Consider the following 15691-nt stretch of genomic DNA (forward strand, 5'->3'; position numbering starts at 1 on the left):
GTTGGTTATTATTCCATTTGCTTCAGTCTGCTCCTTTCCTGTGGGGAGTTGCCGAGACACCTCCGCTCCCACTGGAGTTCGCATACTTACGCTCATTCCATATAAAATTGATGTTACTAAAACTTCTAATATCGTATTTTCATTCGCCATGGTGCAAATTTATTACTTGCATGGAGGTTTACTGAAATTACAAGATTTAAAAACAGGTATGCAAAGATTCATGTCTTTACATACCCGTTAGCTTTTTTCATTTAAATGACCGCACTCTTTGGTTCATCCCTTACGACTCTTACAAAGCTACCGATATTATAAGGGTAACCTGCTTTTTCTATCTTCACTTTTACGATTTCACCAATTAAGCTTTCGTCCGCTGGAACTTTCACCTTCAAATAGTTATCAGAGTATCCAATGAAATAACCTGTATCAGGGTTTTCCTTATCCGTTTCTTCAGGGATAACCTCAATAACTTCTCCTTCATAATGAGAAGCATACTCTTTTGCTAGTTGATTCGATAACGTAATTAATTTATGCACTCTCTCATTTTTAATATCATCTTCAACTTGCTCATCCATTCTAGCTGCTGGTGTGCCTGTACGCTTAGAATATGGAAAAACGTGAAGTTCAGAAAAACCTACCTTTTTTATGAAGTCATATGTTTCCTGGAACTCTTCATCCGTTTCTCCTGGAAAGCCAACTATCACATCAGATGTAACTGCAAGTCCAGGTAAAGCCTTTTTTAATTTTTCAATTCGCTCGAAGAAAAATTCTGTAGAATACTTACGTCTCATGCGTTTTAATACACTATTCGACCCTGATTGTAGAGGAACATGAAGATGGTTCACAACTTTTTCAGATTGATCAATTACCTGTATTACTTCATCTGTAATTTGACTTGCTTCAATAGAGGAGATTCTAATTCTTTTTAGTCCTTCCACTTTTTCTAAGTCAATTAGCAAATTAGCTAAGCTATAATCCTTCATATCTTCACCGTATCCACCAGTATGAATTCCAGTTAAGACAATTTCTTTATACCCGGCAGCCACTAATGTAGTAGCTTGCTTCAAAACATCTTCCGGTTTTCTAGAGCGCATGAGCCCCCTAGCCCAAGGAATGATACAGAACGTACAAAAATTGTTACACCCTTCTTGAATCTTCAATGAAGCACGTGTTCGATCAGTAAATGCAGGAACATCCAACTCTTCATACACACGTGCTTTCATAATATTACCAACCCCATTAATAGGTTTGCGATCTCTCTGGTATTCCTCGATAAACGGTAGTAGTTTATGTCTGTCTTGAGTACCAACTACTATATCAACTCCAGGAATGGCCATAACCTCCGCGGGAGATGTTTGTGCATAACATCCTGTTACACAAACAACCGCATCTGGATTTTTACGAATGGCACGACGAATAACTTGGCGACTCTTCTTATCCCCTGTATTTGTAACTGTACATGTATTAATGACATATACATCAGACATACTTTCATAATCTTTTTTTTCATAACCAGCCTGCTGAAACAACTGCCAGATAGCTTCTGTTTCGTAATGATTCACTTTACATCCTAATGTATGAAAAGCAACCGTTGGCATTGTCATCACCCCAACAATTCTAAATGATATGATATAGCTGCTAAGCTGTATAAAGGAGCTGTTTCACTCCGAAGTATTCTTGGACCTAAACCGCATATGATCGCTCCATGTTCTTGAAAAAGCTTAATTTCACGATCAGAAAAACCACCCTCTGGTCCAAACAAAAATAAGAGAGTATTTCCTTGTTTCATTCTCGATAAAACAGAAAATAATTGGCTTTTCTCATCGTTTTTTGCTGCCTCCTCATACGCAACTAACACATACGTGTAGTTGGCAAATTGCTTACAAAGTTCTTCTGTTTTCATTACAGACTTTACCGAAGGAACTATTTGACGATGCGCCTGCTCTGCTGCTTCTTTAGCAATTTTATTCCATCTCTCTACTTTCTTGTCTGCTTTTTTTTCTTCCCATTTTACAACAGAACGTTCCCCTGGAAAAGGAATAAAAGATGCAGCCCCTAGTTCCGTAGCCTTTTGAATAACCAATTCAAATTTATCAGCTTTTGGTAAACCGTGAGCGATGGTAACTGAAACTGGTAGCTCTACTTTTTTTTCTTCTCTGAGAAGAATGGAAGCTTTCACGTAATCCTCTTGTAAATCCACTATTTCACTAATAAAACATTGTCCATCCTCATCACAGCAAACGACCGTGTCACCGGTTTTCATCCGCATGACACGGCGAATATGCTTCGCTGCTTCATCAGTTATCATAACATAATCACTATGAAAATGTTCCTTTTCCAAAAAATAACGTTGCATGGTATCCACCTATTCTGGTTTTTTCCCTATAATCGCTACCCAATCTTCCATGACTACTGTTTCCACAATACGAAATCCACTTTTTTCCATTGCGATTTTAACTTCTTCTTTCTTTCCTTGGATAATCCCTGATGTAATCAAGGTACCACCTGGATTTATGCATGTGAAGGCATCATCTGTCATTTTAACAATCACTTCTGCAAGAATGTTTGCAACAATTAAGGTTGATTTTTCATTTATATCTTGAAGTAAGTTATTTTGTCTCACTGATACAATATGATCGGATTTATTTAACTTCACATTTTGTAAAGCAGAAGTTACTGCAACTTCATCTAAATCTAGTGCAAGGATGTTGGATGCACCCAATAAGGCTGCTGCGATACTTAATACCCCAGAACCTGTTCCTACATCTATCACCTTATCTCCTGGAGTTAGATATTTTTCCAGCGCTTGTATACATAATACAGTCGTTGGGTGTGTTCCTGTACCAAATGCCATCCCCGGATCTAGTTCAATAATTAATTCATCTTCATGTACCTTTTTATAGTCTTCCCATGTTGGTGTAATGGTAATGTGATTTGATATTTTTACAGGCTTATAATACTTTTTCCATGCTGTTGCCCATTCTTCTTCATTTACTTCCGAAATCGAAACTATGTTTTTACCTATTTCTATATCATAAGTGCGGAGTTGGTTAATTGATTCTTTGATCGCATCCACAGCCTCAGCAAAAAAGCTATTTTCTGGTAAATATGCTTTGACGAAGACTCCTTCTTCCGGATAATCATCAGGATTAAGCTGATACACTTCACCGAAGGAAGTATCCCATTCCTTCACCAAATCTTGTGGATCTTCTATAACAACTCCACTTGCACCTGCTTCATGCAGAATATTGCTAATAGGCTCCACTGCTTCTTGTGTAGTGTGAATACATATCTCCGACCATTTCAACCAAACCAACTCCCTATATATTCTCTTTTTTGAGGATCATTCCCCAAAGTTCTTAAAAGTTCTTTTTACTTTTGCAAAAAAATTATCATTTTGCTCATCTGGCGTTTCGTTACCGCTTATTTCAGCAAATTCACGAAGAAGATCTTTTTGTTTTTCTGTTAGCTTTTTCGGTGTAACAACTTTTACTTGTATATGTTGATCACCTTGACCCATTCCCCTTACGTTCGGTACTCCTTTTCCACGTAATCGGAAGTGAGTACCCGTTTGAGTCCCAGCAGGAATCTTTAACTTCACTTTACCATTTAATGTAGGAACTTCAATTTCATCCCCTAAAGCTGACTGAACGAAGGTTAATGGCATTTCACAATAGATGTCATCTCCATCGCGTTTAAAAAATTCATGAGTTTTTACGTTAAACACGACGAATAAGTCTCCTGAAGGTCCACCATTTGTACCAGGTTCCCCTTGACCTGAAACTCTAATTTGCTGACCTGAATCAACACCTGCTGGGATTTTTATATGAATTTTCTTACGTTTCTTCACTTTTCCTTGCCCAGCACATGTGCGACATTTATTTTTAATAAATTTCCCTGTACCTTGACAATGATTACATACTCTACGATTTACAACTCGACCGAAAGGAGTATTTTGTTCAATATTTAATTGACCAGAACCATGACAATGCGAACAAGTTTCAGGCTTCGTACCAGGTTTAGCACCTGATCCATCACAAGTTTCACATGTTTCTTCTCTCGGTATCTCTATATCTGTTTCTTTCCCAAAAACAGCTTCTTTAAACTCTAACGTCATGGTGTATTGTAGATCGGCCCCTTGTCTCGGTGCATTCGGATCCCGTCTACCACCACTGCCACCGAAAAACATATCAAAAATGTCACTGAAACCTCCGAAGTCACCACCGCCAGTTCCACCACCAAATCCTCCAAACTGATTTGGATCTGTGTGACCGAACTGATCGTAATGAGTCCGCTTCTGTGAATCACTCAATGTATCATAAGCTTCTTTTACTTCTTTAAACTTTTGCTCTGCATCCGCTGCTTTATTAACATCCGGATGATATTGACGAGCTAATTTTCGATACGCTTTTTTTATATCTGCTTCAGATGCACCTTTTTCAACTCCGAGTACATCATAAAAGTCTCTCTTGCTCATTCTATCCACTCCCGACTTTAATCCATAACGAATATGTTAACATCCTACCCAAAATCAAGCAAGCGCATTGCACCTATAAAGAGAAAAGTCAAAGCCAAGGGCAACCTGACTTTGACTTCATCTCATGCAAAATCGTTACTTATTTTTTATCGTTGTCATTTACCTCTTCATATTCAGCATCAACCACATCATCATTTGCTTGTTGTCCTTCGCCTTGTGCGCCTTCTGCACCTTGTGCCGCTTGTGCTTGCTGAGCAGCTTGTTCATATAGCTTTGTGGAAAGCTGTTGAACAATTTCTTGTAGCTCATCTTTTGCACCACGGATCGCTTCAATATCTTGACCTTCAAGAGCTGATTTCACTTTCTCTTTTGCAGCTTCTGCTTTTTCTTTATCTTCAGCATCTACGTTATCAGCAAGGTCCTTTAATGTTTTTTCAGTTGTGAAAACAAGTTGGTCAGCTTCGTTACGTAAATCTACTTCTTCACGACGCTTTTTGTCTGCTTCAGCATTTGCTTCTGCATCCTTCACCATCTTTTCAATCTCTTCGTCACTTAATCCTGAAGAAGAAGTAATGGTAATAGATTGTTCTTTATTTGTTCCTAAATCCTTCGCACGAACGTTTACGATACCATTTGCATCGATGTCGAACGATACTTCGATTTGAGGTACACCACGTGGTGCTGGTGGAATATCAGACAATTGGAAACGGCCTAATGTTTTGTTATCAGCTGCCATTTCACGTTCACCTTGAAGAACATGAATATCAACGGACGGTTGATTATCTGCAGCTGTTGAGAAAACTTGTGACTTACTGGTTGGAATCGTAGTATTACGGTCAATTAGCTTAGTCATAACGCCACCCATTGTCTCTATACCTAACGATAGTGGTGTCACGTCTAATAAAACAACGTCTTTTACATCCCCAGTAAGTACACCTGCTTGAATTGCTGCACCTAAAGCAACAACTTCATCAGGGTTTACCCCTTTATGAGGATCTTTTCCTGTTAATTTTTTAATAGCTTCTTGAACTGCAGGAATTCTGGTAGAACCACCAACAAGTACAATTTTGTCAATCTCACTTGCAGAAAGACCTGCATCTTGCATTGCACGACGAGTTGGGCCCATTGTTCTTTCAACAAGATCAGAAGATAAATCTTCAAATTTAGCTCTTGTTAAGCTTAACTCTAAATGTTTTGGACCAGATGCATCTGCTGTAATGAAAGGTAATGAAATTTGTGTAGAAGAAACTCCAGATAGGTCTTTCTTCGCTTTCTCTGCAGCATCCTTTAGACGTTGGGATGCCATTTTATCTTTTGAAAGATCAATTCCGTTTTCTTTTTTGAACTCAGCTACTAGATAGTCAATGATAACTTGGTCAAAATCATCTCCACCTAATTTGTTATCACCAGACGTGGCTTTTACTTCAAAGAATCCATCACCTAATTCAAGAATAGAAACGTCAAACGTACCTCCACCAAGGTCATATACTAAAATAGTTTGATCTTCTTCTTTTTCAAGACCATAAGCTAATGCAGCAGCAGTAGGCTCGTTAACAATACGCTCTACTTCTAATCCAGCGATTTTCCCTGCATCCTTTGTTGCTTGGCGCTGAGAATCATTAAAGTAAGCTGGAACAGTAATTACTGCTTTCGTTACTTTTTCGCCTAAATAAGCTTCAGCATCTTCCTTTAATTTTTGTAAAATAATTGCAGAAATCTCCTGTGGAGTATAATTTTTCCCTTCTGCTTCTACTTTATAATCTGTACCTATATGTCTTTTGATTGACACAATTGTATTAGGGTTTGTTATCATTTGACGCTTTGCAACTTCCCCAACTTGACGCTCGCCATCTTTAAAAGATACAACGGATGGTGTTGTTCTTGCTCCTTCTGCATTTGCAATAACCGTTGCTTCTCCACCTTCCATAACAGCAACACATGAATTTGTTGTACCTAAGTCAATCCCAATTACTTTACTCATTGTAATGCCTCCCATTCATTTTCCATATGTAATTTTATCCGTTTACTTTAACCATTGCAGGTCTGATAACTCGGTCTTTCAGTTTATATCCTTTTTGAAGTTCTTCTACTACAACATTTTTATCAAATTCATCAGTTTCTACTTGCATAACTGCTTGATGAAGGTGTGGGTCAAAAGGCTGACCTACTGTTTCTATTGGCTCAATACCTTCTTTTGATAAACCTTCTTTTAACTGTCGGTACACCATTTCGACACCTTGCAACAAATTTTTTGTCTCTTCTGATTCTGGTTGAATCATTAGTGCCCGTTCAAAATTATCCATTGCAGGCAATAACTCTTCAGCTAGTCTTTGTGATCTATATTTAGCATCCGCTTCTTTTTCCATTCTAGTACGACGGCGGAAGTTTTCATAGTCAGCTTGAATTCTTAGTAGACGATTTGTTGTTTCTTCAAGCTTTTGCTCAAGCTCTACATCATGGGAAACTTCTTCACCTTCCATAGCGCCCTCGTTTACGGTATCATTCTGTGTTTCCATATTTTCTACTTCTTCTACTAGTTCTTGTTGTTCTTCTTTTACATTATTTTCCTTTTCCACCACTTTCACCTCCTTAGAAAAAACAATAAATTAACATAAGGCTACGCGCCTTGCTCGCGAGCGAGTAGGCGCTGGAGCTAGATAACAATTAAAAATTCACACTTATTAAATATAGAATCTTAAAGATCATCTCTTTTAAATTAAGAAACAATGTTAATGAAAAAGAGTCGTGAATTTTTCTAGTCTAAACATGGAATATAAAGTGTGTATATTCATTTGTCAAACAATACACACTCGTTGTTAGTATTTACTTTTGATACCGAGTTGATAATAGTTTCGACAAATCTTTCGAAAGGTAATCCAAAATACCAATTACACGTGGATATTCCATTCTAGTGGGGCCCAAGATACCTACTGTTCCCATATGCTTTCCGTCAACCGAATAAGTTGCTGTTACCACAGTACAGTCATCAAATGGTTCAAAACGATTTTCCTGCCCTATTTTCACCGTTATACCTTGAAAATCGGAACGAAATAGTTTAGAAACTAGTGCATCTTCTTCAAATATATTAAAAAGTCTACGAACTCGTTCCACATCATGAAATTCAGGTTGTGCAAGAATATTTGTTTTGCCACCAAAAAACACTTTCTCGTTTTGCTGAGATAAAAATGTTTGATGTAACAAGGTAATCATTGCATCGTACTGATCAATATATTTCTCAAATACTTTACTAATTTCTGATGTTAACTTATGACGTAAGTGAATAAGAGGAACACCTTTTAGTTTTTCATTTAAAATGTTAACCACTTTCTCAAGTTCGTCTACATTTAATCCTTTTGGCAAAGGAACTGTCTGGTTTTCCACATGACCAGTATCTGTAACGATAATAGCAACAGCTGACTCATTGGATATAGGTATTATTTGAATTTGTTTTAAGGTTGATTCAAAAACTTCTGGACCTAACACAATGGATGTGTAACTAGTTAGGTTGGAAAGGATCTTCGCTGATTGTTGAATAACTTGTTCCACCTCACTGAATCTATCACGAAACACCGATTGTATTCCTTGAATCTCCTTCTTCGTAAGTTGTTTTGGAGATAAGAGATGGTCTACATAGTAACGATATCCTTTTTGAGATGGTATTCTCCCGGCTGAACTATGTGGCTTCTCCAGGAAACCTAATTCTTCTAAATCAGACATTTCGTTCCTAATGGTAGCAGGACTATAATCAATGTCTTCTCGTTTGGATACACTTCTCGATCCAACAGGTTCTGCGTGAGTAATGTAGTCATCAATAATCGCATTAAGTATGAGTAATTGACGTTCTGTCAGCATCTGCATCCCCTCCTGTTAGCACTCTCTGTTGTCGAGTGCTAAATCTATATAATAACTTACCAAAGAAGGATTGTTCTTGTCAATGAAGACAAATCAATATTTTTTATAAATTTTTAACAATATTGATATCGTGAAAAAACGTACTACTTGATGCTTAGTTTCTAGTGATATAAGTATGTCTATCCTAACAACACATGGGTTTATGGTAGTCAAACTTATCTAGTTTGACTAACTTTGTTAATTAATATTCCATTCGCTCCAGTCCACTCCTTTCCTGTGGGGAGTTGCCGAGCCACCTTCACGACTACGTCGCTACGGTGTCTCGCCTCTACTCTACTTCCCACTGGAGTTCGTGGACTTGCTCTCATTCCATATAAAGAGAAGAGTACTAATATACTTTTCGACGTATTTTCATTCTCCATAGTTCTTGTTTCCACTTTAATCAATCAACTAACAAGAATTTTTCAAATACTTCGTTCCCTAGTAGTAGGCCCTTTTCTGTTAAGCGAATGGTTGATTCATCAAGGTGTACTAAGCCCCTCTCAATCAAGGATGGAATTACCATAGCAAATACATCAGTTAGTTTTTCCTCATACTTTTGTTCAAATTTCGGTAGAGAGACACCTTCTATTTTCCTTAGTCCCATAAACATTTCTTCTTCCATTTGTTCATGTAAGGGAACTGGATGTTCTTCTCGGTATGGAAAGCCTGTTTTTATGACGCTATCCATGTATTTTGGTAGTGGCCCATGGTTTATTCTCCGTACACCATCAACATAGCTATGGGAACCTGCTCCAATTCCGTAATAGCTTTCATTATTCCAGTACGTAAGATTATGTTGACTTTGGTACCCCTCTTTTCCAAAGTTACTAATTTCATATTGCTCAAACCCATTATCATTCATATAAGTTCTCAATCTTTCATACATTTCAGCTTCCATATCCTCACCAGGTAACGATAAATTTCCTTTTTGCATTTGATGATAGAAAATAGTTTTTGCTTCAATTTTCAAAGAATAAGCACTTACATGCTCAATTGGTAACGAGACTGCTTCATGCAAAGTATCTACGAACTGTTCTATTGTTTGATCCGGCAGACCAAACATTAGGTCAATAGAAATATTCTCAATTCCAATGTCACGAGCCTTTCGTATCGTTTTTTCTACATCATGCGCTTGGTGATCTCGCCCAATTTTTTTAAGAAGAATTGGGTCGAAGGTTTGTGCCCCAATACTTAAACGATTTACCCCTATTTCTTTCATCATTCTCAATTTCTCTTCATCAGCACTTCCTGGATTTACTTCAACAGTCCATTCGTATTCCGGATGAATAGGAAAATAGTGTTTAATCGAAAATAATAATTTTTCCAACTGTTTCGTAGATAAGGATGTAGGTGTTCCCCCTCCTACATAAATGGATGAGATTCCATTTGTCGGAAACTTCTGCAACGTATTCTTTATTTCAATATCACATAAATCTAAGTATTCATCTACTGGCTGTTTTTTTAGATAAAATTTATTAAAATCACAGTAATGACAAATTTGCTCACAAAAAGGTACATGTACATATACGCCACGAGGTTCCATATTGTTTCACATCCAATTAGAAAATGTTTAAGACCGCAGGTAGCCTGCGGTCTTAAGTAGTTACTTGCTCTCGTCCATACTGAGAACGGACATAAACGCTTCTTGTGGTACTTCTACACTTCCCACACTCTTCATACGTTTCTTACCTTCTTTTTGTTTCTCTAAAAGCTTACGTTTACGTGAAATATCTCCACCATAACATTTCGCTAGTACGTTCTTTCTCATCGCTTTAATAGTTGATCGAGCAATAATTTTTTGACCAATACTCGCTTGGATAGGCACCTCAAACTGTTGTCGTGGAATAAGTTCTTTAAGCTTTTCAACGATTATTTTACCACGTTGGTATGCACTGTCACGGTGTACAATAATTGATAACGCATCTATTTTCTCTGCATTCAGAAGTATATCCATTTTTACCAGTTTACTTTCTTTATAACCAATTAACTCGTAATCAAAGGAAGCATACCCCTTTGTACTTGATTTCAAAGTATCAAAGAAATCAAAGACAATTTCGGATAGAGGTAACTCGTATTTAATATTGACACGATTTTCATCCATATACTGCATATCTAGATAATCCCCACGTTTTTTCTGGCAAAGCTCCATTACTGCCCCTACATAATCGTTGGGCACCATAACTTGCGCCTTTACATAAGGTTCTTCTACATATTCAATCTTTTGGGGATCTGGCATATTTGCTGGATTATCAATTTTAATCATTTCACCATCTGTCATGTGTACTTGGTAGATAACACTCGGAGCCGTGGTAATAAGATCAATATTAAATTCGCGTTCAATACGCTCTTGTATGATTTCCATGTGAAGTAAGCCTAAAAATCCGCAACGGAAACCAAAACCTAATGCCTGTGATGTCTCTGGCTCAAATTGAAGAGCGGCATCATTTAATTCTAGTTTCTCCAATGCTTCACGTAAATCATTATAGTCATTTGTATCTACTGGATACAGTCCACAGAAAACCATTGGATTTAAGCGGCGATAACCTGGTAATGGCTCTGCAGTTGGTTTTGTCGCGCTAGTCACCGTATCCCCTACTCGAGTATCCCCTACATTTTTGATAGAGGCTACCATAAATCCAACATCGCCAACTGTTAATTCTTCTCGAATATCTGGTTTCGGAGTAAATACACCTAGCTCTTGAACTTCAAATTCCTTACCAGTTGCCATCATACGAACTTTTTCACCTGGTTTTACCGTACCTTCTACAATTCTAATGTACACTATAACACCGCGATAAGGGTCGTAGAGGGAATCGAAAATCATTGCTTTCAGTGGTGCTTCTGGGTCTCCTGGAGGAGCTGGTACTTTTTCCACTACAGCTTCTAGAATTTCTTCAATCCCAATTCCATTTTTAGCAGAGGCTAAAACACAATCTTCCATTGGTAACCCGATAACATCTTCCACCTCTTGCTTTACTCTCTCTGGCTCTGCACTAGGCAGGTCAATTTTATTAATTACTGGAATAATTTCTAAGTCATTGTCCAGTGCTAAATAAACATTAGCTAACGTTTGCGCTTCAATACCTTGGGCAGCATCAACAATTAATAACGCCCCTTCACAAGCTGCTAAACTTCTTGATACTTCATACGTGAAATCCACATGTCCAGGAGTATCAATTAAATGAAAAATGTAATCTTCTCCGTCTTTTGCTTTATACTTCAGCTGCACAGCATTTAATTTAATCGTAATTCCACGTTCGCGCTCTAAATCCATGGCGTCAAGCATTTGATCCTTCATTTCCCTTTGTGTTAACGCACTTGTTTTTTCTAAAATACGATCAGCCAAGGTAGACTTCCCATGGTCGATGTGAGCTATGATAGAGAAATTACGAATCTTGTCTCTACGTTTAATACGGTCTTGCTGGTTCATCTCGCTCTCACTCCTACTGTTCTCAAAAGAAATGCTTGGTACATATCATTACCAAAAACTTCGTGTTCTTATTGTATCTTATTTATACACTTCTGAGAAATACACTAAGAATTATTATAGCAATAAGTTAGGGTTATCTTCAAACATTCTTTTATATTTAATCTTTTATTAGTCTTCCCCAAATGAAAAGAGAGTCCGTACTAAGAATTTCTTAGTACGGACTGCTATAACTTTCATGATTAATTTGGTTACTTTACAAGAGAAAAGAGAGATTTAAATGCTCCTTCAAAAACATCAGCTGTTCTAAGACCCATTTGAGAGAAAAAATTGTTGTCTGGCGCTTGTGTTTGTTTATCTAACAGATCTCGCTTAACATCCACACCTTGAATTAATTCGTCTCTTATTAATTGATCGTTATGATTATAAATTACAACTCCATCTCCATCTTCCATGTCAATTATATTTTCCTTTGGTTTTTTTAAACCTTCGAATGGGGAAGGAGTTTTGACTACCGTATCTGATTGATCTTCTTTTTTTTGAAAAAAATGATCAGTATCTCCGGAAATATGGTTGGAATATACAATCCCTAATATAAACCCAAACATTAATATTGCTGAGAATATAAGGCCTCGTCCCAATATATGCCCCATTACTCTCCCCCCTCTATTTGAAGTTCCCAATAATAATCACTAAAAATTTCTGCAAAAACTTCGACTGTGCGATAAACCTCTTCTAACGAGTTTTCCACACCACCAAATTCAATAAGTATAGAGTTTGGTGAAATATCTTGGTTGTAGACTCCGTTTACACTTCCTCTTGGTTCAAAAATACCTCTACTTAACCCTGGATGACTTTCCTCTACACGTTGATGTAAATCCTTCATTACTTGTTCATTGTAACCGTGCTGCGGATTACCCTTACCTAAAACAAATAAAATTCGTGCGTAGTATTCTCCATGTATTTCCACTGTTGTTCTTTCTTTTGGCTGAGAGTCTCGGTGAAGGTCAAAATAAAAATCAAATTCTCCATGTTCTTCAATATCAGACTGCAGTACCTCCCTGGACATTCTGTAAGAATCACGATACAGCCAGCCTCTATTGTTTAATTCTCCACTTATATCACTAGTGTCTACTACAGAGCCTATCCCGTAATTAGCTAGTTCCATCCCCAATCTTTCTCCAACTAACGTTATATTAACGGAACCATGATTGGCTAAGTTTGCATCCGATGTATCATCTAATTTTAATTCTGGAAAGTAAGATTCCCGATTATGAGAGTGAATAATGTGCACCACATTGTCTAAGGACTCTCGTTTTGACATTTGTTCTCTTAGTCTTGCCATTTCATCTAAACGTTCATTGGCAGCCTCACGCTCTGCCATCAACACTTCCATCGGAGGAGAGGATTCAATTGGCATATTCGTATAATCAACACCTTCTCCAGCAAGAATAATTCTGCCGTCAAATAAAGCGAAGCCAGGTATCTCGCGTCCTAATAAGCTTCGATGATCTCCTGGATCGATACTTGTTGCCAATTCAAAAACAGTCGACGATAAAGAAGGCTGCTCAAAATCCTCTGGAAGAGACTGTTTATAGTATTGATTTTCCATCCCCATCATCATTACAAACATTTCATTAGGAATATTTCTGCTGGCTTCATTTATGGATGCAAAGGATAATGAATATCCTGGTCCGAAAGCAGTTAATATAGAGACTGTAATAAACAAAGATAATACCCCTAATAAGATAGAGGAAATACCTTTATGAATGACTGAGCTTGTCCTACTTAAATTTGGTTTTCTATTAATGTTAGGTTTCCGCCTTATATTCCGAATAGGACGCTTTTTCATTCCCTTTCATCCTTTCCTGATGCAAACAATATGTATAGAACATAGTTATGATAGGAAAGGACAAGCTAGAACATTTTTTTATGTATTTCAAAAAACCAAAACTAAAAAAGTACACAAAACTGTCACCGGTCTGGTCCGTGACAGTTTTGTGTACAATAAGAAAAACAGAATTATTAAAGGGCACCGGATAAGTTAAATTCAACTTTTCAGTACCTTTCATATTTTATGAAAGGAGCCTTTTATGCAATTATATTTCATTTCGATAATGTAACAAACTAGTGAGTATACGCTCCTACATTTTCTTGGTCTATATTTGCATGCAGTGCAGCATTAAGACCTTGCGCTAATACATTACCCATATCTTCAATAAATGCGTCCACTTCTTTTGGTGTTACCATCATATTGTGCCCTAATGGCGCTAACACCTCTTGTATCAACTGCCTTTTATCATTATCATCTAGCCCGCCAACAATCCCCATATACTGTTGACGCTCCTGGTCTCCAGGCATGTCCTCCTCAGTAAGCTTTCGTCTCTCTCCAAATGTCATTCCCGCTGGAGCTAACGCTCGTTTAGGTGAATTCTTGTCGCGAATTTCTCGTCCAAAATGTTTCAAAACAAAGTCAATAGTGTCGCTCGTTATGGACACTGCATCCACTACTGTGGGAATCCCAACGGCTATAACAGGAATTCCAAGTACTTCCTTTGATAACTCTTTCCTCTTATTCCCAACACCAGATCCAGGGTGGATACCAGTATCAGAAATTTGAATCGTTGTATTCACTCTTTCGATCGATCTTGAAGCGAGAGCATCTATCGCAATAATGAAATCTGGTTTTACTTTTTCCACTACACCATTGATAATGTCACTTGTTTCGATACCTGTGATTCCCATAACTCCAGGAGTTATACCACTAACCGACCGAAATCCATCCTGAACATTTTCAGGTTGAAGTTCAAATAAATGACTAGTAATGAGTAAATTTTCAACAACGAGTGGACCTAATGCATCTGGCGTTACATTCCAGTTTCCTAACCCGACAACGAGGCAGCGAGCATCCTTACTAATGCCAAGACCTGTTAAAAAGGAGCTAAATTCTTTTGCAAATACTTCTGATACGCGATCTTGAAGCTCCGTATCTTTTTGACGGATTCCTTGTGCTTCGAATGTTAAGTATTGTCCTGCTTTTTTTCCAATACGCTCGGTAGCTTCTTCAGAAATGTCAACTTTCGTGATTGTGATTCCATCTAACTCCTGTTCCTTTACAACAACACCATCAATCGTCGTTCGCTCTTGCTGTGTTTCTTGAAGTTTTGCTTCTTCTTGCTGAACAAGTAGTTCATGTGCTTCCACAGCCAAATCTGTCCGAACTTGGTACATACTCAAATCTAATTTTTCGCTCATGAAACTCACCTCAATTATTTGTTTATATTTCATTGCCCTCTTTGCGTTTCAAGTAATTTAGCTTGACACCTTTAATATTTTCTATTGCAATTTAAATTTCCTTTTGGTACAATCCTTATTGTTGCACGAAAAATGAAACGTTATTACGTATTAAGGTTGCATCAAGGAGGTGAAACGGATGGCAAACATTAAATCTGCTATCAAACGTGTTCAAACTAGCGAGAAGCGTCGCGCTCAGAATGCTGCTTTCAAATCAGATCTTCGTACTTCTATCAAAACTTTCAACGCAAAAGCGGAAAGCAAGGACGTAGAAGCTGCTAAAAAAGCATTCTTGGTGGCAACTAAAAAGATTGACAAAGCGGCTAATAAAGGGCTTATCCATAAAAACGCAGCAAACCGTCAAAAGTCTAGCTTACAAAAGAAATTGAACGAAGTATCTGCATAAGCAGATGGGCATTCACTGTAAAGGTTGAATGCCTTTTTATTTTTTTGTTGTTGCTAATTACGTTATTTTGTTATGGTTTCCCTGATTTGCTTTTTTTACCATGAAAATGTTACCCCAAATATTTTTTTGGGGTATTTTGGTTATTTTTATTGTAAAATAGTGCCAAGTAGTATTATATTCTAGATAGAAACATGAA

The 15691-nt window shown here is 37.5% G+C and carries 14 protein-coding genes; 1 reads left to right on the forward strand and 13 read right to left on the reverse strand.

Features of this window, described 5'->3' with window-relative positions; all coding sequences use genetic code 11:
- Window positions 1-251: 251 nt before the first annotated feature.
- The 13 genes from mtaB to gpr all read right to left on the reverse strand — a co-directional run bounded on the left by mtaB (window position 252) and on the right by gpr (window position 15050).
- Entirely contained in the window at window positions 252-1595 is a 1344-nt protein-coding gene (gene mtaB / locus ACERII_RS15875) for a tRNA (N(6)-L-threonylcarbamoyladenosine(37)-C(2))-methylthiotransferase MtaB (RefSeq protein ID WP_373643648.1), read from the reverse strand.
- A gap of 5 nt (window positions 1596-1600) precedes the next feature.
- Window positions 1601-2353 (reverse strand): 16S rRNA (uracil(1498)-N(3))-methyltransferase, encoded by a 753-nt coding sequence (locus ACERII_RS15880; protein ID WP_373643650.1) that lies wholly within the window; start codon window positions 2351-2353, stop codon window positions 1601-1603.
- A 9-nt stretch (window positions 2354-2362) separates the two neighbouring features.
- Window positions 2363-3304 (reverse strand): 50S ribosomal protein L11 methyltransferase, encoded by a 942-nt coding sequence (gene prmA / locus ACERII_RS15885; protein WP_373643652.1) that lies wholly within the window; start codon window positions 3302-3304, stop codon window positions 2363-2365.
- A 36-nt stretch (window positions 3305-3340) separates the two neighbouring features.
- On the reverse strand, window positions 3341-4474 hold the full coding sequence (dnaJ, locus tag ACERII_RS15890; protein ID WP_373643654.1) for a molecular chaperone DnaJ: 1134 nt from the start codon (window positions 4472-4474) through the stop codon (window positions 3341-3343).
- Between the two features lie 139 nt (window positions 4475-4613).
- Entirely contained in the window at window positions 4614-6455 is a 1842-nt protein-coding gene (gene dnaK / locus ACERII_RS15895; RefSeq protein WP_373643656.1) for a molecular chaperone DnaK, read from the reverse strand.
- 34 nt (window positions 6456-6489) lie between these two features.
- The gene (gene grpE / locus ACERII_RS15900) at window positions 6490-7053 is read right to left on the reverse strand and encodes a nucleotide exchange factor GrpE (protein WP_373643658.1); all 564 of its coding nucleotides are present in this window, start codon (window positions 7051-7053) and stop codon (window positions 6490-6492) included.
- A gap of 244 nt (window positions 7054-7297) precedes the next feature.
- Window positions 7298-8326 carry a heat-inducible transcriptional repressor HrcA gene (gene hrcA / locus ACERII_RS15905; RefSeq protein WP_373643659.1) on the reverse strand — a complete coding sequence of 343 codons (1029 nt, stop codon included), beginning with the start codon at window positions 8324-8326 and terminating at the stop codon, window positions 7298-7300.
- Between the two features lie 215 nt (window positions 8327-8541).
- The gene (locus ACERII_RS15910) at window positions 8542-8748 is read right to left on the reverse strand and encodes a hypothetical protein (RefSeq protein WP_373643661.1); all 207 of its coding nucleotides are present in this window, start codon (window positions 8746-8748) and stop codon (window positions 8542-8544) included.
- Between the two features lie 20 nt (window positions 8749-8768).
- Entirely contained in the window at window positions 8769-9911 is a 1143-nt protein-coding gene (hemW, locus tag ACERII_RS15915; protein ID WP_373643663.1) for a radical SAM family heme chaperone HemW, read from the reverse strand.
- A gap of 60 nt (window positions 9912-9971) precedes the next feature.
- On the reverse strand, window positions 9972-11798 hold the full coding sequence (gene lepA / locus ACERII_RS15920) for a translation elongation factor 4 (protein WP_373643665.1): 1827 nt from the start codon (window positions 11796-11798) through the stop codon (window positions 9972-9974).
- Between the two features lie 248 nt (window positions 11799-12046).
- Complete coding sequence (locus ACERII_RS15925; protein ID WP_373643667.1) at window positions 12047-12448, reverse strand: hypothetical protein; 402 nt, start codon at window positions 12446-12448, stop codon at window positions 12047-12049.
- A complete protein-coding gene (locus ACERII_RS15930) occupies window positions 12448-13647 on the reverse strand; it encodes a stage II sporulation protein P (RefSeq protein ID WP_373643668.1) in 1200 nt (399 codons plus the stop codon). The genes ACERII_RS15925 and ACERII_RS15930 overlap by 1 nt, the downstream gene beginning before the upstream one ends.
- A 275-nt stretch (window positions 13648-13922) precedes the next feature.
- The gene (gpr, locus tag ACERII_RS15935) at window positions 13923-15050 is read right to left on the reverse strand and encodes a GPR endopeptidase (protein ID WP_373643670.1); all 1128 of its coding nucleotides are present in this window, start codon (window positions 15048-15050) and stop codon (window positions 13923-13925) included.
- Between the two features lie 178 nt (window positions 15051-15228).
- Between gpr and rpsT the strand changes: the two genes are divergently transcribed.
- Complete coding sequence (rpsT, locus tag ACERII_RS15940) at window positions 15229-15495, forward strand: 30S ribosomal protein S20 (RefSeq protein ID WP_373643672.1); 267 nt, start codon at window positions 15229-15231, stop codon at window positions 15493-15495.
- The last annotated feature ends 196 nt before the right edge of the window (window positions 15496-15691 follow it).

The organism is Evansella sp. AB-rgal1, from assembly GCF_041820985.1.
In the GTDB taxonomy this organism is placed as follows: domain Bacteria; phylum Bacillota; class Bacilli; order Bacillales; family Salisediminibacteriaceae; genus Evansella.